The sequence below is a fragment of the Propionivibrio sp. genome (assembly GCF_016790145.1).
GTDB lineage: Bacteria > Pseudomonadota > Gammaproteobacteria > Burkholderiales > Rhodocyclaceae > Propionivibrio.
Genome location: NZ_JAEUOI010000059.1, coordinates 1 through 21,766, shown reverse-complemented (window position 1 = coordinate 21,766; position 21,766 = coordinate 1). Strand labels below are relative to the sequence as shown.

Genomic DNA, 21,766 nt, shown 5'->3' with positions numbered 1-21,766 from the left:
GCCGATGCGTTTCGGGGCGAATACGGCGCCGACGCGGGCGATTTTTCCGTCGCGGCGCAACTGTTCGAGCATGCGCAGCACCGCCCCTTCGGCGACGCCCAGCTTGGCTGCCAGCTCGGCAAAGGGGGCCGGACAGAGCGGAAAGTTGCGCTGAAAATCGTTGAGCAGCCGAAAGTCGAGGGCTTGTTCACGCATGAGCATCAGAATCCGGTGCGCTGGGCGCGAGAGGTGAAGAAAATGCCGCTCGGGCTGTCGGCGGCAATCTCGCCGATCCTGGCGAAACTCGCCGTGTCGTAGATCAGCACCTTGTTGTCGTCACGCGCCGAGAGCCAGACGTGCTCTCCGCGCGGCGTGAATTCCATGTGCAGGATGGCTCTGCCCGGCTCCAGGGTCTTGACCACCTTGCCGCTTAACGTGTCGATTACTTCAACCCACGAATTGTCGGGGAAAGCGTAATTCACCCAGATCTGCCGCCCGTCCGGTCGCGCCATGACAAACACCGGCTGCCCCTTGACCTTGATCCGGGCCACCTCACGCCAGTTGTCGGTATCGACGACCAGCACCTCATGCCGCCCGATGGCCGGCAGATAGGCATGACCCTGCGCGACTGACCAGCCTCGCAGGTGCGGCATCTTGAACACCGGCAGCTTCTCCTGACCACGCCCGTAGTTTTCCAGAATCTTGCGTGTGCCCTGCTCCGGTCGCCAGGTATCGAGCAGCGAGATGCCATCCTCGCCAAACAGTCCGGCCAGATAATGGCGGCCATCCGGGGTCACCAGGCCGTCGTAGGGTTGCACTCCGGCCGGAAAGCGCTGCGTCTGCGGATGCGTGGGATCGGAGAAATCGCTGACCCAGATCTCGCCACCGTCAAACAAGGCATAGGCGAAACGGTTGCCCGACAGATCGGCCAGCCCGACGACCTTGGAAAACACCCCTGGTGCGTATTCAGCCGGCACTTCGGAGAGCAGTTCAAGCGTTTCGGAGTCGAAGACCTTGATGCCGCCGGGGGTGTAATTTTGCGCAACAACGAGACGGCCATCCTGCGAGATCGAACCGCCGATCGAGTTGCCGGACTGCATCACGCGGCTGACGATTCGCGCTTCAAGCATATCAACCTTGGTCAGCCCGCCGTCGCGCCCGAAGACGAAGGCATAACGCCCGTCACGCGAATACACGACTGAGGCGTGCGAAAGATCACCAAGCCCTTCGATGCGCGCATAGGATACACGCTTGCTCGTATCGAGCAGCGTCAGCTTGCCGCTGGCGCGCTCGACAACCAGCCCTAGATCGCCAGTGCCGCGCAATTGTGGCGTAGCGCAGGCGCCGAGGAAGAGAAGCGAGAACAGAGCGATAAATTTACGTAGGGAGGTTAACAAAATAGACTCAATCAAAAAAACGTCACGTGTTGAATTATGCGCCCTCTGATATTGGCATGCTTTGGTTTACATCAAAAGATCGTTGAATATGAACACAAGTCTGGTCAGTTCAGCCAGATCACTGTAGTGGCATTCTGCCAAAGCTTGATCACAAAGGAATGCGTTTTCTCATTCAATGCTATTCTGAATCAATTCGTCACTTCCTTGCTCACCCTGCGTTTTTCCTGCAACTTGAAGAAACGATCGAAGAACGCGACAATGCAACAGTCGAGAAGCAAGGCCCGCCGGATTGGTCAGATGAAAACGCCAGAGGGTCGCAAGCAGGTGATGCATGCTCAAGTTCGGTCAGGATTGGCAATTATTCTGGAGAGGCTAAATGGCTTTGCACGTATTCGTGGCCATGCCTTACGGCCACCAGCAGGACATTGATTTCGACGCAGTCTACGCCGAGTATCTGAAACCTGCACTGGAGGGTGCGGGGTTCGAGGTATTCCGCGCCGACGAGGCGCGGCGCGCCGGCGACATCCGCGCCGACATGTTCCAGGAGCTGCTGCTGGCCGACCTGGTCGTCGTCGATCTGACCCTGGACAATCCCAATGTCTGGTACGAACTTGGCGTCCGCCATGCTCTGCGCGCACGCGGCGTGCTGCTGATACAGAGCGAGCGCGACTTCCAGCCGTTCGACATCTACACCGAGCGCAAGCTGCGTTATCACCTCAAGGACGGGCGTCCCGACCCGCATCATCTGCAGGGCGATCGACAATCTCTGGCCAGCATGGCCCTGGCCACCATGGAATCCTGGCATGGGCGAGCGATCAGCCCGGTATTCCAGTTGCTCGACGGCCTCAGCGAGCCGGCCTGGCGCTCCTTGCTGCTGACGGGTAACAACGAATTTCGCGCGGTCTACGAAACCTGGCGCCGTCGCATCGAGCTTGCCCGCAAAGGCCAGCGTCCGGGTGACATCATGGTGCTGGCCGAGGAGACTCCGACCTGGGCTTTACGTAGCGAAGCGCGACGCATGGCCGGCAAGGCCCTGATGCAGCTCCGGCAGTATCAACTGGCCCTCGAACAGTTCGATGCGGCGCTGGAACTTGATCCCGCCGACCCCGGCAACCAGCGCGATAAAGGCCTCCTGCTTGCTCTTCTGGGTCGCCATGACGAAGCGCGCGAATGGACCGACGCCCTCCTCCGCGAGCACGGCGACGACCCGGAAAACTGGTGCCTGCTCGGTCGTCTGCAACAGGAAGACTGGGTACGGCACTGGCGCGGAGTCACAACCAACGCCAACTCCGCCCCTCATTCCGTCAGCAGCTCCGAATCCATGCGTGAGAGGGCTGGGCGCGAGTTGTCCCGGCTCATTCAGGCCATTGAAGCTTACATGAAGGCCTTCGTTCGTGATCCGGCCAACTGTTATGCCGGCCTCAAGGCCTGCACCTTGCGCCATCTGCAAATCCACCTCGGTCACCCGCTCGGCAACCCGGCCAGCCTGCCCAACCTGGAAGGCGGTGTGATCTGGACCTGTCTGGCCGCCCTCGAACGCCAGCCGGACGACTACGCGGCCCGTGCCTGCTGGGCCGAACTGACAGTCCTGTTCAATCCGCCCGGCCAGGTCGGGAAGGCCTGGCGCGAGGCCGTCGCAGTGGCCAACAAGGACAGGTTTGCGCTCGACGCCAGCCGGCAGCAACTGCTCATTCTGCGCGATCTCGGTTTTCGCAACGAGGGCGTGGAGACGGCTCTGGCCGTGCTTGACGAGGAACTGGCCCGCCTTGAAGAACCCTGGCAGGCACGCCGGCTCTTCCTGTTCAGCGGCCACATGATTGACGCCGCCGAGCGCGCCGTGCCGCGCTTCCCTGCCGACAGGGAACCCATCGCGGCCGAAGCCATCGCCGCCAAACTCGACGAACTCGGGTGCAACGAGCAAGACCTCGCCATTTGCGGCAGCGCCTGCGGCGGCGATCTCCTGTTTGCTGAAGCCGCCCTGCGCCGTGGCTGTCAGGTACACCTCTATCTGCAGTACGATGAAGCGGACTTCCTGCAGGCCTCGGTCGCTTTCGCCGGCGAGTCCTGGGTCGATCGCTACTACGCCGTCAAGGAAAATGCGCTGACCCGGATTCTGATTCAGCCTGACGAACTGGGTCCGCTGCCGAAGGGCATCAACGCCTACGTGCGCAACAACCTGTGGCAGCTCTACACGGCACTGGCCAACGGCGTCGAAACGGTGCGCTGCATTGCCCTGTGGAATGGCGAAGGCGGCGCCGGCCCCGGCGGCACCGAGAACATGGTGGAAACGGTCAGGCGGCATTCCGGACGCGTCAGCATTCTCGATACGCGACAGTTATTCGGACTTTGAAAATTCAGGCAAAGGAGGTACATCATGAACCCGAGTGCAGAACTGCAATACGAACTGGGTCGCGCCGTAAATACCTTGCGCCGGCGTCTCGCCAGCACGGGCGATAGCAGCGAACAGAAGGCCCTGACCCGGGTCATCCAGCGCCTCAACAAGCAAGTGGCCGCGCTCGATCAGGCCAACCTGCTGAGCGCCGCCAACACCCTGGCGGACGGCGTGGAGGCGCTGGAAGCTGCTGTTGCGGCCGCCAGACATGGGCCGTTCGATGGCTACCTGGCGGCCCTTGAAGGCCACCTGGATATCCTGTCCAGCCTGTCCGGTGCCATGCATGGCATCGATGCGCTGGCGTCCGCTCCGGCCAGCGACGACAACGCACCGGCACCAGTTGCGCCAAGGTCAGGCCGGGGGACGAAGGCACGCGGAGACAGGTCAGCCGGAGAAACGGCAGGCACCGCATTGCCCGCAGGCCTCATGCCACCCTCCACCGCCACCGATTTCGCCGCACTGCAAAGCGAATACGCCGCCTGGTACGCGGCCTGTCAGTTGCGGCCGGAACACAAGGGCGAGCTGGCCTACTACCTCAAGCGCCTGACCCAGGGCCAGGCCATCTACCAGCAAGTGGGAGCAGAGCTCAACATCCCCTGGGTCTTCATCGGCATCACCCACGGCATGGAGTGCGGCTTCAACTTCAAGGCCCACCTGCATAACGGCGACCCGCTCAGCGCGCGCACGGTGCAGGTTCCCAAAGGCCGGCCGGCGACCGGCAATCCGCCCTTCACGTGGAGCCAGAGCGCCCGCGATGCGCTGATCTACAAGGGTTACCACCAGGTCACCGACTGGTCGGTGCCGCACATGCTGCACCTGTTCGAGCGCTATAACGGCATGGGCTATCGGCGCCGGGGCGTACCCACGCCCTATCTGTGGAGCTATTCCAATCTGTACGAGAAAGGCAAGTTCGTCGCCGACGGCCGCTTCGACCCGGAAGCCGTCAGCAAACAATGCGGTGCGGCACTGATGCTGAAAGCCGTACCGGTTTGATGTTTCACGAGTACCTGGAGACTCTTTTCACACCCCAACGAAGGAGAACGAATCATGAACAAGAAAGCACTCTGTATCGGCATCAACGACTACCCCGGGACCCAGAACGACCTGTCCGGCTGTATCAACGACGCCAACGACTGGGCGGCCGAACTGGCAGGACGCGGCTTCGCTGTGAGCAAAATGCTCGACAGCCAGGCCACCCACGCCGCCATGACAGCGGGCATCAACAGCCTGATCCACGGCGCCGTCAAGGGCGACACGCTGGTCATCACCTATTCCGGCCATGGCACCTGGGTACCGGACAGTTCCGGCGATGAGCCGGATGGCCGCGACGAAGGCCTGTGCCCGTGGGACATCGGCACCGCCGGGCCCTTGCTCGACGACCAGATCCGCCAGTTGTTCGATGCCCGGACGGCCGGGGTACGCATCCTGCTGCTCTCCGACAGTTGCCATTCCGGTTCCGTCACCCGCGGCATTGAAGACGATCTCGACCCCGGCCACCCGCGCGCCCGCTTCATGCCGCTGGAGGCCTGGATGCCGGCCAATGAACTGCCGGCGGCCAGCGCCAGGCCGGCGCATCTGGTCGGCGGCCTCAAGCGCAGCGGCGGCGACCTGCTGCTCGCCGGCTGCCTCGATACCCAGTATTCGTGGGACACCAGCTTCAAGGGACGACCCAATGGCGCCTTCACCTACTACGCCCTGAAGACCTTACGCGAAGGCAACCCGGCCACCTACGAGGCGTGGTTCAAGGCCATCCGCGCCTACCTCCCGTCGACCAAGCTGCCGCAGGACCCGCAGATCCTCGGTACTGCGGCCGCCCGGCGCTTCAAGGTCTTTGCCTGAGTGAAGTTGGTGCCGTTCGGCATCTACCGTGAAGCCTGATGGCGCAGACCAGGCAACCCCTCCCGGCCTCCCCTTGTCCCTCTTCAGGGAGGCTTCGCGCTCAGGGGAGGAGTGCACCCGCTCCCTACTCCCCCCTGATAACGGGGGTTGGGGGGTCGGGTTTGCAGGGGTTCGAACATTCACCACCGCACGATCATCTTGACCATAACTACACCATGATCTTCATCGGCCACCACCGATCCGATTCTGGCAGCCACTCCAGCCGCCTGTTCGACCGGCACCGCCACTGAAAAAACAACTGCCCCCACAATAAACCGGGAGTAAGACCATGAACGCCAACCCGCCCAAATCCCTCAAGCTGACCAGCAACGCAGTCAAGACCGGCGCCGATCTGCCGCTGCCGGGCATCCTGCGCGCGACGACGCGTTCGGGCGTGAGCGAAGTCGATCCGCTGCTGGCCGGACTGGTGGTGGAGAAGGTCTACACCCTGGGTACGCCCACCCGAGGAGATCCGGCGGGCAAGGCCGAGACGCTGGATACCGACAAGCCGCAACTGCTGGCGGTGGAAACCGAGGACGGCACCACGCTGTTTATCCGCTCCGACACGCTGGCCGAGGCCGTCGCGCGCGTTCAACCGGACGCGGTGGTCGATGGCGAAGTGGATTTTGCCCGCTTCCACGACCCCAATGACCGGGCGCGCGGGATCGGCGACGTGCTGTGGAAGGCGGTTTCGGTACTGCGCCTGCCTGCCGACGGCCTGGTGGACGAAGCCAAGGATCTGGCCCTGGAATGGGCAAAGGAAAAGCTCGGAGAGCACTTTGAGGACAAGGCCTACGCAATGGGCTCCGTGCTCGGCGCCAAGGCGCTGATGTGGAAGATTGAATCGCGGCTGGCCGGACGGCCGGGGCTCTATCTCTGGCATGACAAGCTGCTCGCCGCCAGCGACCGCTGCGAGCCCGGCGACCCGCGCCTGAATGATGCTGCGCAGGGCAAGCCGGTGCTGGTGCTGATCCATGGCACGGCGTCCTATACCGTGGGGGCCTATTCCGACCTGCGCGAGGACGAGGTCACCTGGAGTCAGCTCAGACAGCGTTTCCCCGGCGGCATCTTCGGTTTCGAGCACCGTACCTTCTCCGAGAGCCCGGCCGAGAACGCGCTGGCGCTGTTGCAGGCGCTGCCCAGGGGTGCCCAGGTCTCGCTGCTAACGCATTCGCGCGGCGGCCTGGTCGGCGATCTGCTGTGCCTGGGCCAGGTGCCGGACAAGGTCATCGACAGCTATCACATCGACACCCTTGACGCCGAGGACCCGGCCGGACTCGAACGCGAGGCGCAGGAAGAACGCGAACGCCTGCACGCGATCCGCGACACGCTGCTGGCCGGCAAGATCACCGTGCAGCGCTATGTGCGCGTCGCCTCACCGGCCCGTGGCACGCGCTTCCTGTCGGAGAACCTGGACGCGGCACTGTCCGACTTTCTCAGCCTTTTGCAATGGGGTGGTGGCGCGCTGGTTGGCGCGGCAGCGACGGCTTTGGGCGGGCCAGTGGCCGGCGAAGCCTTCGGCAAGGGCGCCTCCAGTTGCCTCGGCGTCGTCAAGAGGCTGGCGCTGGAAATCGCCGGCCGGCGCATCGATCCACGCCTGATTCCGGGCATCGCCGCGATGCGCGTTGACTCGCCGCTGGCCGCTTTCCTGGCGCACCCCGAGACGCTACGGCACGACGGCATCGCCATGGCCGTCATCGCCGGCGATACCGAGTTCGATGGCTTCGGTCTGTCCAACCTGCGTCGCCGCGTGGCCAACCTGTTCTGCGACTGGCGGCTGTTCGAGCAAAATGACAACGATCTGGTGGTGGATACCGACTCGATGTACGCCGGCCTGGGCTTCCGCCCCGGTGCCAGCTATCTTTACGACCAGGACGCCTCGGTCACCCACTTCCGCTACTTTCGCAACCCGCCGACGCGCGACGCGCTGCGCGCCTGGCTGGCGGATGACGAACCCGCCCAGTTAACCCAGTTCCAGCCGCTGACCGGCGGATCGAAGACGCCCTGGCGCGAGCGGGACGCCCGGCTGGCGCAGCGCGGCGGCCCGTCTGGGAGGCTGGAAAATGCGCGCCCGGTGGCGATCATCATCCCCGGCATCATGGGCACCCATATCGAAATCAGGCGCAAGAAGCCGGATGTGGCCGGCAGCGGCCAGCGCATCTGGTTCAGCGCCCCCCGCCTGCTGCTTGGCGAACTGGAGCGAATTGGCGATCCGGAAGCGAAGGACGCGGCGGCCGAGGACCTGTTCGAGATGGTCTATGGCGACCTGGCCGACCATCTCGCCGCCACCCACGCGGTAATTCGCTGCCCCTACGACTGGCGGCAGTCGCCGGCCAGATGCGCCGAAGCGCTGAAATCCCGGATCGAACAGGCGGCAAAGGAAAATCCCGGCCAGCCGATCCGTCTGCTGGCCCACAGCATGGGCGGTCTGGTCGCCCGCACGCTGATGAAGAATCACGCCGAAATCTGGCAGAAGGTCGTGGATTCCGGCGGTCGCCTGATCATGCTGGGCACGCCGAACAATGGCGCACACCTGATGGTGCACACTCTGCTCGGCAAGAGCGACTCGATGCGCATGCTGGAAAAGATGGATCTGGAACATGGCCTGCAGAACCTGCTGGACATCATCAGCGGCTTCCCCGGCGCGCTGTCGCTGTTGCCGCGACCGGGCTTTGCCGACACCGGGAGCGAAGCGCGCATCGCCAGCAACGAGTATTACGCGGTCAATACGTGGAACGAACTCAAGCAGCAGATCACCGATCGCTGGTATGGCGACGGCATCTGCGGCATCCCCGCCGAAAAGCTGCTTTCAGACACAGAAAGCTTCTGGAAGAACGTTCTGCCGGGCAACGAAATCGCCAATCCCGAGCGCGTCATCTATATTTTTGGCCAGAGCTACAAGACGCCCTGCGGTGTCCAGCGCAGCCCCGGCGGCAAGCTCAAGCTGCTGTTCACCGCAGACGGCGACGGCTCGGTGACCTGGGCTTCCGGCATGTTGAAGAATCTCGATGTGGACACCCGCTGCTGGTACATGCCCGTCGAGCACGGCGATCTGAGCAGCGAAGAGGAATACTTCCCGGCCATCGTCGACATGCTCGAAAAAGGCAGCACCGACAAGCTGAGCCGTTTGCCCCGCCGACGCGGCGATGAGGCGGTCAATTTCGTTCTGGAAGCCCCCCCGCCAGTGCTGGGCAGCGAGGAGGAAGTGCTGCGCGCCTGCATGGGCAGCGGGCCGCGCCGGCGCAAGAGTTCGCGCGCCAAATCGACGCTCAGGGTCTCGGTACGCGCCGGCGACCTGCGTTTCCTTGACCAGCCTGTCCTCTGCGGCCACTACATCGGCGATGCCATTTCCGGTGCCGAGGCCTCGCTCGACGAGATGCTCGGCGGCGCCCTGACCGAGCGCGAGCGCCTTGGTGTCTACGCTTCCGAGATCGGTACCTCGTCGATCACGCTGCGTCCGCCGAGCCGCGAGGAAGGCGCCCGCGGCAGCCGGCCGGGGGCGGTGGTCGTCGGTCTGGGCAAGTTCGACGGCCAGTTGAGCGCGCGCCAGGTCACCGAGACCGTGCGCGCCAGCGTCGTACGCTTCCTGCTGCAACTGCGCGATACCCTGCAGGTCAGACCGGATGAGGAGGTCCAGTTGTTCAGCCTGCTCATCGGCTGGAATTCCACGGCCAGCATCAGCGTCGCCGAATCGGTGGCGGCCATTACGCGTGGGGTTCTTGAGGCCAATCATCAGTTCAGCGACGCGCTGAGCAAGTCACGAGAGAACGGCGCGACCGTTTCCCAGCTCTGTTTCATCGAGTTGTATCGCAATGCTGCCATTTCCGCCGCGCATGCCGTGCTCGACCTGCCCGTGAATCTGGCTGGCGAACTCAAGAGCATGGGCGCGCAAATCAATCCAGCCGCGACCCTGGTCATCGGTGAAGGCATCCAGGATCGACTGAACGTCGAAGGCGATCTGGGCCATTGGTCGCGACTCATCGTCACCGATGCCGATGCCGAGGAAACGGAATGCCCGCCTGCTGAAAAAGCAGAGAAAGACAAGTCCGAACTCTCTGATAAAACCGTTGGCGCCCTATCGAACCCGCCGGCCGATGCCTCGCAGGTCGAATCGCGCCATTTCCCCGAACGGCTCAAGTACGTGCTCCTGTCCCAGCGCGCACGGGCGGAAATCATGGTGCAGCAGCGCCAGCCCGGACTGATCGAAACCATCATCCGCGACCAGCGGCGCAACCCCGCTTACGACCCGAAGCTGGGGCACATCCTGTTCCAGTTGATGGTGCCGCTCGATTACAAGGCCGTGGCGCGCGAGCAGTCGCGACTGCTCATGGTGCTCGACGGCTACACCGCCAATCTGCCCTGGGAACTGCTGCAAGCCGACGGCGAAGCGCTGGTGCTGAGAATGCCCATGATCCGCCAGTTGACCACCCTGCACTACCGGCCCACGGTGCGCACGGCCAACGCCAACACCGCCTGCATCATCGCCGCTCCCGGTACCGAGGGCTTCGACAAGCGCTTTGGCGGCAACAACAAGGAGCTCGCCAGATTGCCGGAGGCCACACACGAAGCGCAGGCCGTCTGTGCAAGCCTGCGCCGTGCAGGCTGGAACGAAAATGACATCGTCGTCAGCCCGGAGGGCAAGGAAGCGCTCGACATTTTCGCCACGCTCTATGACCGTCCCTACCGCATACTGATGATTGCCGCGCACGGCATCTTCGAGGCCAGGGGGCTGGACGGACGCCTCTATTCCGGTGTCGTGCTCTCGGACGGACTGCTGCTCACCGCCGTCGAGATCGACCTGATGGAAGTCGTACCGGAGCTCGTTTTCCTCAATTGCTGCCACCTGGGCAGCGTCAATAACCCGCACTGCCAGCCCAACAAGCTGGCCTACAGCCTGTCGCGCAAACTGATCGAGATGGGCGTGCGCTGCGTCGTGGCCGCCGGCTGGGCGGTCAACGATGCCGCCGCCAGCACCTTCGCCAGCACCTTCTTCGATGAAATCACCCAGGGCGAAACCTTCGGCGAGGCCATATTCAAGGCACGCAAGGCCGCCTTCCAGTTGCATCCGGGAAGCAACACCTGGGGCGCTTACCAGGCTTACGGCGATCCCGGTTATCGCCTGCAAACCAGCAGCGAATCCGCAACCGGGCAGAAATCCAGACCCTACGTCGCTGTGGACGAACTGCTGGCCAGCATCGAGGGGCAACGGGTAAGGAACAAGCGCCGCAAGAGCGACGCCAAAGCGCCCACCTTTGCTCAACACCGGCAATGGGTCCAGCGGCAACTCGCCAAAGCCCCTCCGGAGTGGGCGGATTGCCCCGAGGTATTGCAGGCCATCGCCAGGTTTTATGCCGAGCAGGGCGACGCCGGGTTTGACGCCGCACGGGATGCCTACCAGCGCGCCGTTCAGCAGGAAGACAGGTCGGGCCGTGTCGCCGTGCTGGCCATCGAGCAGCTCGCCAACATGGAAGCACGCCACGGAGGAGAACTGGCCGACACGCATCAGTTTGACCAGGCCATGCCATTCATCGACAGCGCCATCCGCCGCCTGCAAGCCCTGGCCGATGCCGTGCGCGGCGCTGGCAACCCGGCAAGCAACGCCGAACGCGCGGGCATGCTGGGCAGTGCCTTGAAGTTGAAGGCCGCCGCCCTGCTGAACATGGGGAAAAAATGGGCCGAGCTTGTACCTTGTCTGAAACAATCCGCCCAGGCCTACATGAGCGGCATGGCGGGTGACCCGGCCCTGACCCCCTACAACACCCTCAACGCCCTGGCACTGGACTGGCTGGCCGACACGCCAGTGCAGACAGCGCAGGAGTCGCTCGCCATCGCCCGCCGGTGCGGCGAGCAGGCGCTCAGGCAATTCGCCAGCAGCAAGGACTTCTGGGATGCCGTGATCAGCGCCGATGCGCCAATGATCGCCTGGCTGCTCGACGAAAATCGCCAGCCGTCGCCGCCCGATAAAGCGTCGGAGATGATACAGCCCTCGTCAGCGCCGGATTTCCACCGGCTTTACGAACAGTCTGTCCAGTCGCTTCCCCAGTCCGCCCGCCAGTGGGATTCCGTCGTCAAACAATGGCGCTTGCTGGCCCGCTTCCTTCGCCTGCGCGCAGCCGGTGAAGACCGTATCAGGGCCGAGGTTCTTGACCAGTTGGCCGATTACTATGGGCCACGACCAGCCGCCAACGAGGCGACGAACGAGGCCGTTGCCACCAGCCCGGTCATCGCCCGCTCACGGAAAACGCCCGCACCCAAGTCAGGAAAGGTACGTGCCAGGAAGCCAGGTTGACCCATCCACTTTAAAAAAGGAGAGTACAAATGGCAAAGACCTACATCATTCAAAAGGGAGACACCCTGGCCAGGATCGCCCGCGCCCGACTCGGCGATGCCACGCTGGCCGAAACCCTGGCCGACTACAACGGCCTGCCGGACGGCCAGCAGATCTTCGTCGGCCAGCAAATTCTGCTGCCTTCGAACAAGGACCGCCATGCGGCGGTCAAGACCAGGGCGAAAACCCAGCCCCGCGCCGGTGCCGTCTGGCTGACGGCGCCACACGGTTTCCAGGCCGTGCGCGACACTTTCGGCGACATCCTGCGTTACATTCGCGACGACGGCAGCATCGACCCCAAATGGGAAGCCGAACGCATGCTAAAAGCCGCCCTGCCGTTTTCAATCCCGCTGGCCTGGGATACCAGCAAGAGCGTCTCCTCGATCCGTTGCCACAAACTGATCGCGCCGCTGATCGAAGAGGTATTCCGGCAAATCGTCGCGCAGGGCCTGCAGAGCACCATCAAGACCTACGGCGGCGGCTACGTCTTTCGGCCGAAACGGGGCGCGGTCAAACCGTCAACCCACTCCTGGGGTATCGCCATCGACCTCAACCCCAACACCAATGCCATGGGCACCACCGGCGATATGGATCCACGCCTGGTGGCCCTGTTCGAGGGCTTTGGCTTCGTCTGGGGCGGCCGCTGGGCCGGGCGCAACAAGGATCCGATGCACTTCCAGTACTGCTCGGGCTATTGAGGAATAACGAGTGATCGCATGACCCGGTACGGCGCAAGGCAGCCACCCCGTTTACCGCGGAACCGAATCGGCAATGCCCTGGTCTGCTGAATACAAACTCGCAGTTGTGAAAACGGCAAGGGAAGGAGAAAGCAAGGTGCGCAACTATCAGAAAGACTCTGGTCATCTGCCAGCCGACGCAAATGACCCAACGTCAACACCAAGGAGGTAAATGCCATGCCAATAGACAACAACTCACACGATCAACTTGAACGCAGGCTGCAAGACATCGACTGGGACGCCGTGCGCCGGCCAGGCTACACGCCTTCACCAGCCGCCTGGGAAGACCAGGTGCTTTACTTCCTGATGCTCGATCGCTTCTCCGACGGGCGCGAGCAGGGCTTCCGCGATAACGCGGGGAATATCGATAGCAGCGGCAGCACGCCACCGTTCCGCTTCCCCGACGACGCCTATACGGCGGACCGGGCCGCCTGGGCCGACGCCGGCGACGAGTGGCTGGGCGGCACGCTGAAGGGCCTGGAGCGCAAGATCGGCTACCTCAAGCGCCTCGGTGTTACGGCCGTCTGGGTCAGCCCGATGTTCAAGCAGGTGGTCTCGGACAGCCATTCGTACCATGGCTACGGCATCCAGAATTTCCTCGATGTTGACCCGCACTTCGGAACCCGCCAGGATCTCATTGACCTGGTGAACACCGCTCATGCTCACGGCATCCGCGTCATCCTGGACATCATCCTCAATCACAGCGGCAACGTATTCGGCTATGAGTACAACCCGAACCGCTATCCCGCCCAGGACGAGCACGGCAACCTCACCATGGACGCGCGCTGGGACGGCGGAACCTACCCGGTGGCCGGCTGGCGCAACGCTTTCGGCGAAACCAATATCCCCTTCGGCCCGATCAACCCGGCCAGCCACGGCTACGCCTGGCCGAACGATGCAGTGTGGCCGGCGGAAATGCAGCAGGCAGAGAACTTTACCCGCAAGGGACGGATCAACAGTTGGGATAACGACCCCGAGTATTTCGAGGGCGATTTCGTCACCCTGAAAGACATCAACCACGGCGAGCATGAGCGCGATGCCTACAACAATCGCATTGTCGATGCCTTCCACGTCAGTCCGGCGCTCACCATGCTGTGCGATGTGTACAAGTTCTGGATCGGCCTCGCCGATATCGACGGCTTCCGCATCGACACCGTCAAGCACATGGAACCGGGTGCGACGCGCTACTTTGCGGCGGTCATCAAGGAATTCGCCCAGACCCTGGGCAAGGAAAACTTCTTCCTGGTCGGCGAGATCACCGGTGGACGCTACAACGCCTACAATACGCTGGAACTCACCGGGCTCGACGCGGCGCTGGGCATCGACGACATCCCCGATCGCATGGACTATCTGGCCAAGGGGTGGCGCGAGCCGGTTGACTACTTCAACCTGTTCCGCAACTCGGCGCTGGTGAACAAGTCCTCGCACGTGTGGTTCGGCAAGCACGTCGTCACCCTGTTCGACGATCACGACCAGGTGCGCAAGGGTAACGACAAGGGGCGCTTCTGTGGCGACCGGGTCAACAATGGTTATGCCCACCTCAAGGCGGTACTCGGACTGAACCTCTGCGCCATGGGCATCCCCTGCGTTTACTACGGTACCGAGCAGGCTTTCGACGGCGCCGGCAACAACGACCGCTACCTGCGCGAATGCATGTTCGGTGGCGCTTTCGGTTCCTTGCAAAGCACGGGCCGGCATTTCTTCGACGAAAACCACGAGATCTACCGCTTCATCGCCGACGTCACGGCGCTGCGCAACACGCATCTGGCATTGCGCCGGGGGCGGCAGTACCTGCGCGAGATCTCCGATTCCGGCGAGCCGGGAAGTTTCGGCCTGCCGCGCATGATCGGCGGACAGATCCGTTCGGTGGTGCCGTGGTCACGCCTGTTCGACAACCAGGAGATCGTTCTGGCGATCAATACCGACGCCGACAACGCCCGTGCGGCCTGGGTGACGATCGACGCCACGCTGCACAGCGCGCCTGGGGTATTGACCTGCCTGTATTCGACCGATGCAGCGCAAATCGGCACCACCACGCCCGTTGAAGCGCGCAACGGCCGGGCGATTCGCATCCTCGTTCCGGCAGGGGGATTCGTGATGTATCGATGATCTTGTATGCGGATGGCCTGGATCCCGGCTTGCGCCGGGATGACACGGATCAGTTTTTTTAGGCAGCAAAAAAAGGAGTCAAACCATGTCCAGCAAGCTAAGCGAGCGCATCAACTCACCCGGACCCAAGAAAATCCTGACCTGTGACGGGGGCGGCATTCTTGGCCTGATCAGCGTCGAGATTCTGGCCCGCATTGAAGCCGATCTGCGCACCCGGCTCAACAAACCCGGGCTGGTGCTCGCCGACTGGTTCGACTTCGTCTGCGGAACCAGCACCGGGGCCATCATCGCGGCCTGCATCGCCGCCGGGATGTCGATGGACAAAATTCGCGAGTTCTATGTCGGCAGCGGCGAGCAGATGTTTGACAAGGCGTCGGTATTCAAGCGGCTGCGCTACAGCTACAACGACGAACCGCTGGCGGAAAAACTGCGCGGCGAACTTAACCACGCCCTTGGCTACGGCGCCGGCGCGCCACCTGCCACCCTGGGCGATGAGGGACTGCGCACGCTGCTGATGATGGTGCTGCGCAACCACACCACCGACTCGCCCTGGCCGGTAAGCAACAATCCCGGCGCCAAATACAACCAGCGCGTCAAGGCCGATGGCAGCCCGCGCAAGGACTGCAATCTCGATCTGCCGCTGTGGCAACTGGTACGCGCCAGCACCGCCGCACCGACTTTTTTCCCGCCCGAGGTGGTGACATTCGCGCCGGGTACGCCGGACGAATACCAGTTCATCTTTGTCGATGGCGGCGTCACCACCTACAACAACTCGGCTTTCCTCGCCTTCCAGATGGCTACCGCCGCACCCTACAAGGTCAACTGGCCGACCGGCACGGACAGGCTGCTGATCGTCTCGGTGGGCACCGGCAACGCGGCCAGGGCGCGGCCGGAACTCAAGGAGGGCGACCTGTGGTTGCTCGACCATGCGAAGAGCATTCCGTCGGCCTTGATGAATGCCGCCTCGGCCGGCTGGGACATGGCTTGCCGCCTGCTCGGCGAGTGTCGCCACGGTGGCCAGATCGATCGCGAAGTGTGGGACATGCTGACCACGCCGGACACCCCCAACTGGACCGGCAGCAAGCAGTTCGCCTATGTGCGCTATGACCCGGACGTGACGCGCGAGGGGCTGGATGCTCTGGGCCTCAAGGCTATTGACCCGGCCAGGGTGCAACTCATGGATTCGGTCAAATTCATCCCGGATATTCAGCGCGTCGGCACGACCTACGCCGCCGCGCATTTCACGATCGACCATTTCAGGGGGTTTGTCTGATGGCTACCTGTTTCGTTGTCCAGGGCTTCGGCAAGAAGACCGATTTCACCGACGGGCGCGTGCTCGATCTGGACGCCTCCTATGCCATCATCAAGGAAGCGGTGGAAGGGGCGGGCCTCGAATGCATCCGTGCCGACGAGATCGTTCATTCCGGCACTATCGACGTGCCCATGTACAAGCAGTTGCTGCAGGCCGACCTGGTGATCGCCGACCTGTCTACCTACAACGTCAATGCCGCTTTCGAACTGGGCGTGCGCTACGGCTTGCGTCCGCGCGCAACCATCATCGTCGCCGAGGAAGGCTTCAAGAACCCGTTCGATGTCGGACACATCGTGATCCGGCGTTACAAACACCTCGGCGAGGACATCGGCGCCAAGGAGGCGAAACGCTTCCGTGATGACCTGAAGCAGGCCATCACGGACATCCTGGCCAAGGGCGATATCGACAGTCCGGTCTATACCTTCCTGCCTGAGCTGACCCCGCCCCAAGCGGGATCCACGAGTTCCAGGACGTCAGCGCGGGGCAGCACGCCTTTCAGCCTGGACAGTACGACGGCTGGCCTCATGCTCAAGGCCAGGCAACTCAGCGCCCAGGCAGCAGACCTCCCGATAGTTGAGGACGCACCCGTCGCGCCAACGGCCAAGGCCAATCTGGATCAGGCTCAGGCGAAGCTGATGGCCGGTGACTTCAGTGCGGCCTGCGGCTTTTTGCTGGAAGTTCGCAAACAGCGCCCCAACGACAGCTTCGTAATCCAGCAACTCGCCCTGGCCACCTACAAATCCAGGTTGCCCACCCCCGAGGAGGCGCTGATCGTGGCCCGGAAAATCCTCCTGGGATTGAACCCGGCAACCACCAACGATCCGGAAACCCTTGGCCTGTGGGGCGCCGTCCACAAGCGCCTGTGGGAGATCACGCATCTGGATCGGGACCTGAACGAGAGCATCGACGCTTACGCTCGCGGCTTTCATCTCAAGCAGGATTATTACAACGGGATCAATCTGGCTTACCTGCTGGAACTGCGCGCTCTGACCGAACTGAAGGCTGGCAACCGGGACGAAGGCATCACCGATTCAATCCTGGCCCGGCGGACCCGGCAGGAAGTCATCAAGTACGCCGAGCCGCTGATCGACAAGGATTACGGGAACGAAAGACGCTACTGGATCCTCGCCACCCTTTGGGAGGCAACAGCCGGTCTGGGCGATACGCTGGCCGCAGAGAAATGGGCCGCCCAGGCGCGGGCCTTGAAGATGGCGGACTGGATGACCGAATCGACACAAACCCAGATCCAGAACATCCTTGCCCTGCAGGCCGAGATTGCCCGGCTTGGCCGGCTACCTTGAAATTGCCGTCAACTCATAACGTCGTACCAGGCCCGATCAGGCACCGTCTGGCCTGGCAAAGGCAACAACCGGCAATTTGAGGATCTAGCAACAAGACCTCCGATAGTTCTCCAAAATACCCCCAACTTGGTATAGAAATTGTTAAATCTCGCGGTTATTCTGGAATTGAAGCAGATAATAGAAGCCTACGGTATTGAGCCTTTGTTAACGCCAAGGACGAGGTTTTACCATCGTCTGTACTCCTTGGACATAATCTCAGGCAGGATGGAGTGCTTGACGGTTTGTTCTTTGCTGTCGTCTGAACAACAGATTGGATTGACGTAATCGTTAGGCTTTGGGTGCCATTGAAGGAATGTAGATGAACCCCGGCTTAGCGAATCAATTTAACAACTGGCCACGAGGTGAGAGCAAAGTCAACCAGCCGGTCACGTTTTGCTCCAGTTTGCCTCATCGCTCCCATGTGCATTGGCTGACGGATCGAGGCGCTCATGTGATAACGGATCTTGAAGGCCAGCACGGCGCGATTGATGCGTTGGTAGCTGCGGGCAAGATGTGTGTCAAGGAGGGCCAACTAGAGTTCGTCGACCCCGCCGATTGCCTCTACTTTGCAGGCGATATCACAGACCGTGGCCCGTTCACATTGAGGCTGACCGCCCTTCTGATGGACTTACGTCGCAGGTATCCGGAACGGGTGGCTTGGGTTTACGGCAACCTTGATGTCAAGAGCCTCGGGCTATTGCGGAATCTACCGGCGCTTGAATGTCGCACATCGGGTTTCGATGCTTGGTTGTTGGCTCAAGCAGAACGTGACGCTGGCGCCAACGGTATTATCTGGCAGCCGCCGACCTCCGGCAAACGTGAGGCCTTACTGGCCAGGCGAAACACACTTGACCAGCGAGTCGAATACTGGCTCTGCATGCAGGGCGCCACGCAGGCCTTTGAATACCATCGGCAGGAATTGGGTGAGATGCGTGGGCGGGCCATCTCTCGTCTTGAGGCGGCACAGGATTATGTTGCCCGGCTACTTCCCGGGGGAGAGGCCTTCGAATTTCTGCGCCTTGGTCAGATCGCTCTCGTTCACGGAAACGTGCTCATCGACCATGGCGGAGTCTCTCGATCCAATATTGGTTTTATCCCCGGTGCAACCGGACGCTCCAGCAACGCACGCATCTGGGTGGAGGATCTGAATGCTTACGCTCGTGCGCAGATTACGGCTATTGAACAGGCGATCCGCACACGCGGGTTGGGGGAGCATATTCCCGACGGCTTTCTGCGCTACGCCGACGCCATCTGGGACGCGACGGCGCAGGAAGGCAACGGAGCCCTGTTCATGAATGACGTAAGCCTCATCTATCCTTTCCGACAAAAAGAGGAAGGGAATTTCCGCGCCCCGGATGTCGAAGCCATTGATTACCTGCTCCGGGCGGGGATCGACAGCGAGATCGTCGGTCATTCGCCGTTCGGCGACGTTCCGGGTCCACTGAAGGCCAACGGCTTTCTTCGGGTAATGGCGGATACCTCGCGCCGAAGGAGCGGAGCGTTGTCCACCATCCTGATCGATGGGCGTGGCGGTGTGCGAGTGAGCGGCCAGACGTCGCAGGGCGAAGCGATCCGTTACCGGGTGACAGCCCAGAGTCCGGCACCCATCGGCCATGTCACGGAGGATGGCGGCTACACGGTGGTCGGGCGTACCCGGGCCAATGGCGCGACTCACTACCTCATGACCAAGTATTTCGACGGCTATAACATCAAAGACTTACTCGTAACACGAGCGCAACTCACCAAACTGAAGCCGGAACCGGCGGTGGCCAAGTCCATACCACAAGAGCAGGAACGACATTTCAGCCTGCTGATTGATGAACTCCAGCGTAAGGGCAAACAAATACTGACCTTGGATGATGTGATCGAACTCATCGGCAACCGAACGCCTGTAGTAGTTTCGGGCTTTTCGAAATACGGTCACTCGCCGATCCCGGAGGCTGCTATCGATGCTGAGGCCCACGCCCTGCTCGAACAAATTGGCGCGCCCGACCAGAACTTGCTGATCACCGGCGGCACTGACAATGGCTTCGAGCACGCGGTCCATGAAGCCGCGCTTGACAATGGCTTCGAGGTCGTCGGCTTCATCCAGCGGGGCGCCATTGCCGGAGAAATTGGCTTGGTTAACAAGGTGGCTTTCGCCGGTGTGCATGATGATTGGTCCGCACCACTGCTCGCTGCGCTGTCACTCGCGAAGTCGAAAGGCGGATTTGCGGTATTCGTCGGCGGCGGCGAAGTGGTAATGGAAGGTATCCGCCACGCCGTAAGCCTGGAACTGGATTACTATTTGTTGCGGCGCTGCGCCGAGATCCAAGGTAATGGTGGCGCATCAGCAGAGTTCGCCGCGAACCTGAGTTGCGAGGAGCAAGCACGGTACTCGATTGGCTCCTTAGGCGAATTGCGCGCCGCTCTCGCTCGCCGTTGCCGTCAGCTCGATACCGATGGAAACTCTTCTGGCCCAGCTCGTGAGCCACATCGGGTTGGTGTCTATGCCGGATCTTTCGACCCTCCGCACTTGGGGCACAGAGATCTGGTCGAGCGTATGCGTACTGAATTCGACCTTGACCTGGTGTACGTGGTGCCAGACCGGGTCACCCGCTACAAAGACCTTCAGCCATTGACGCACCGGGTTCGAATGCTCGAACTGCTATTTGAATCCGTGATGGGCGTGCGAGTTCCGCCGCCTGACCTCGAGGCACAACTGGGGGAAGGCGAGATGTGGGACGTGTTGCAGGCTGTTCAGCGCTACCACCCCGGCGCGCAGGTTTTTAACATCGTTGGCAGCGACACCCTGCGTTGGCTCGCCGGTCTTCCTCCGTCAAATCGACCCGCAGGAGTAACCCTGCTGGTCAATGACCGACATGACGGAACACCTCTGCCAGCAAGCCTTGATAACCAGCAAGTGCTCACCATTGATGACCTCGATCGCGGACTGTCGTCCACTCAAATACGAGGGGAACTTGCGGAACAACGGCAACCGACCGCGCTTCCCATCCAGGTGTTCGACTACATCCGACGCTGGAAGCTCTATGGCACTCAAGGTCGGATCGAAGAAACACCACCGCTCAATCTGAACTACGCTTTCCAACCGACAATTGAGAAGGAGAACACCATGCTTGAATCCAATGCAAACAGCTTGCCGGTCATTTACGATCCTCAGTCCCTGACCTTTGAAGAAGCGGCGCTGGTTCTGCCCAGCCAGGATCGAGTCAAGGCGCTACGCTTTTCATTGCCGGTGCCATGCTTCGATGGGGAAGAGCTTCGCTATCCCACACACTACCCGCAAGACATGCGGAATCGCGACGGGTCAACACACGCATTGGCTGGACAACCGCACCGCAAGGCTGGACGAGCTCTCGAAAATTGGCAGGGCAAGCCAGTCCTCAATCCCGAAGGGGCCGTGCCTCGTGGTGTCGTTTTCTTCAATTACGAGGACTGTAAATACCAAGGCGTACAGAGTACCGGCACCAAGATCCTCCTGTTCAACCATCCAAGCCCGGCGCAGGCACACACGCTCCAGGATTACATCACTCGGCTAGGAGGTCCGAGCGCCCTCACATCGCTCGATCGCATCAAGGCGGTTCTGAAATTCACTCGACAGCAGGGGCTTGATGATCGCTACGACTCAGACTTGACCTACGTCGAGCGCTCATTAACCCCGGTGGCCGAGATGGCAACCGGCATTGCTGCTTATGGCCTTCATCTGCGAAGCAACGAGATGGTACGCGCTGTCTTTGTCCCAGGCCCGGGGCAGATGGGTGATCTGCTTTTCGGGAAAGAAGGGGCTGTATTTCTTCTGGTTTCGGTGAAACGAGAGACGGGAGAACGGGACTTCCGCCAGGTTTCGCCGCACATGTTCGCTCAAACCTACACCGGCCGCGACGGGGAACCGATTACTGCAGAAGAACTTCCGATCGAATGGCCTAAAGAATGTCGAGTACTGGCTGAAACCGATTGAGCGCGTGTTGCTTGTAATGATTCATGGGGCGGTGCCGGGATGAAAACCGCATGATCCGTTAAGATTAAATCAACTGGCAGCGATTCATGCGGGATGCGTGCGAGCTTGGCGGCACAATGCCAGCGGTTCTTTCGGGCGGGCTTGACCTGCGTTCGTGTTGCAGCAGATCGCGGCCCTCGTCAGTTGTGAATGCTGCTAACCCGACTTCCGCTATTCGCCGCAATTTTTCCGATTTTTGATGAGCTTCGTGCGCATAAGTGTCTGATCGATATGGCATGGGAGTGAGCAAAACCGTCAAAACACGCTGTAGTGCCGACCTTGCCCCTTGCGTGATGC

General features: G+C 61.7%; 13 protein-coding genes. 10 read left to right on the top strand and 3 right to left on the bottom strand.

The genetic code is table 11. The features are described 5' to 3' along the window. Window positions 1-195: Lrp/AsnC family transcriptional regulator (locus JNM42_RS05735; RefSeq protein ID WP_294267536.1), on the bottom strand; the 195-nt coding region annotated here is incomplete at its 3' end. 5 nt (window positions 196-200) lie between these two features. Then, window positions 201-1,376: a cytochrome D1 domain-containing protein gene (locus tag JNM42_RS05730; protein ID WP_294267534.1), complete on the bottom strand. Its 1,176-nt coding sequence runs from the start codon at window positions 1,374-1,376 to the stop codon at window positions 201-203. 36 nt (window positions 1,377-1,412) lie between these two features. On the opposite strand from JNM42_RS05730, the gene JNM42_RS05725 reads away from it, so the two are divergent. The 10 genes from JNM42_RS05725 (at window position 1,413) to JNM42_RS05680 (ending at window position 21,430) form a co-directional block, all read left to right on the top strand. Further along, window positions 1,413-1,805, top strand: coding sequence for a hypothetical protein (locus tag JNM42_RS05725; RefSeq protein ID WP_294267532.1), 393 nt, complete (start codon window positions 1,413-1,415; stop codon window positions 1,803-1,805). After that, complete coding sequence (locus JNM42_RS05720) at window positions 1,753-3,726, top strand: tetratricopeptide repeat protein (RefSeq protein ID WP_294267530.1); 1,974 nt, start codon at window positions 1,753-1,755, stop codon at window positions 3,724-3,726. The genes JNM42_RS05725 and JNM42_RS05720 overlap by 53 nt, the downstream gene beginning before the upstream one ends. A gap of 24 nt (window positions 3,727-3,750) precedes the next feature. Further along, a complete protein-coding gene (locus JNM42_RS05715) occupies window positions 3,751-4,761 on the top strand; it encodes a hypothetical protein (protein WP_294267528.1) in 1,011 nt (336 codons plus the stop codon). A 54-nt stretch (window positions 4,762-4,815) separates the two neighbouring features. After that, window positions 4,816-5,607, top strand: coding sequence for a caspase family protein (locus tag JNM42_RS05710; RefSeq protein ID WP_294267526.1), 792 nt, complete (start codon window positions 4,816-4,818; stop codon window positions 5,605-5,607). Between the two features lie 328 nt (window positions 5,608-5,935). Continuing rightward, window positions 5,936-11,935 carry a CHAT domain-containing protein gene (locus JNM42_RS05705; RefSeq protein ID WP_294267525.1) on the top strand — a complete coding sequence of 2,000 codons (6,000 nt, stop codon included), beginning with the start codon at window positions 5,936-5,938 and terminating at the stop codon, window positions 11,933-11,935. A gap of 29 nt (window positions 11,936-11,964) precedes the next feature. Then, complete coding sequence (locus tag JNM42_RS05700; protein ID WP_294267522.1) at window positions 11,965-12,672, top strand: M15 family metallopeptidase; 708 nt, start codon at window positions 11,965-11,967, stop codon at window positions 12,670-12,672. Between the two features lie 216 nt (window positions 12,673-12,888). Further along, window positions 12,889-14,820, top strand: coding sequence for an alpha-amylase family glycosyl hydrolase (locus tag JNM42_RS05695; protein WP_294267520.1), 1,932 nt, complete (start codon window positions 12,889-12,891; stop codon window positions 14,818-14,820). An 85-nt stretch (window positions 14,821-14,905) separates the two neighbouring features. Next, window positions 14,906-16,093, top strand: a complete 1,188-nt coding sequence (locus JNM42_RS05690) for a patatin-like phospholipase family protein (protein ID WP_294267518.1) — start codon at window positions 14,906-14,908, stop codon at window positions 16,091-16,093. After that, window positions 16,093-17,433 (top strand): TRAFs-binding domain-containing protein, encoded by a 1,341-nt coding sequence (locus tag JNM42_RS05685; protein ID WP_294267516.1) that lies wholly within the window; start codon window positions 16,093-16,095, stop codon window positions 17,431-17,433. The genes JNM42_RS05690 and JNM42_RS05685 overlap by 1 nt, the downstream gene beginning before the upstream one ends. Window positions 17,434-17,791: 358 nt before the next feature. After that, the gene (locus JNM42_RS05680; protein WP_294267514.1) at window positions 17,792-21,430 is read left to right on the top strand and encodes an adenylyltransferase/cytidyltransferase family protein; all 3,639 of its coding nucleotides are present in this window, start codon (window positions 17,792-17,794) and stop codon (window positions 21,428-21,430) included. A gap of 64 nt (window positions 21,431-21,494) precedes the next feature. Here JNM42_RS05680 and JNM42_RS05675 read toward each other — a convergent pair. Beyond that, a partial coding sequence (locus tag JNM42_RS05675; RefSeq protein ID WP_294267512.1) for a hypothetical protein occupies window positions 21,495-21,766 on the bottom strand: 272 nt, incomplete at its 5' end.

Excerpts from the sequence above, each read along its gene's own strand:
- JNM42_RS05725 (WP_294267532.1), top strand. The coding sequence starts at position 1,413 with ATGCGCCCTCTGATATTGGCATGCTTTGGTTTACATCAAAAGATCGTT.
- JNM42_RS05720 (WP_294267530.1), top strand. The coding sequence starts at position 1,753 with ATGGCTTTGCACGTATTCGTGGCCATGCCTTACGGCCACCAGCAGGAC.
- JNM42_RS05715 (WP_294267528.1), top strand. The coding sequence starts at position 3,751 with ATGAACCCGAGTGCAGAACTGCAATACGAACTGGGTCGCGCCGTAAAT.
- JNM42_RS05710 (WP_294267526.1), top strand. The coding sequence starts at position 4,816 with ATGAACAAGAAAGCACTCTGTATCGGCATCAACGACTACCCCGGGACC.
- JNM42_RS05705 (WP_294267525.1), top strand. The coding sequence starts at position 5,936 with ATGAACGCCAACCCGCCCAAATCCCTCAAGCTGACCAGCAACGCAGTC.
- JNM42_RS05700 (WP_294267522.1), top strand. The coding sequence starts at position 11,965 with ATGGCAAAGACCTACATCATTCAAAAGGGAGACACCCTGGCCAGGATC.
- JNM42_RS05695 (WP_294267520.1), top strand. The coding sequence starts at position 12,889 with ATGCCAATAGACAACAACTCACACGATCAACTTGAACGCAGGCTGCAA.
- JNM42_RS05690 (WP_294267518.1), top strand. The coding sequence starts at position 14,906 with ATGTCCAGCAAGCTAAGCGAGCGCATCAACTCACCCGGACCCAAGAAA.
- JNM42_RS05685 (WP_294267516.1), top strand. The coding sequence starts at position 16,093 with ATGGCTACCTGTTTCGTTGTCCAGGGCTTCGGCAAGAAGACCGATTTC.
- JNM42_RS05680 (WP_294267514.1), top strand. The coding sequence starts at position 17,792 with ATGAACCCCGGCTTAGCGAATCAATTTAACAACTGGCCACGAGGTGAG.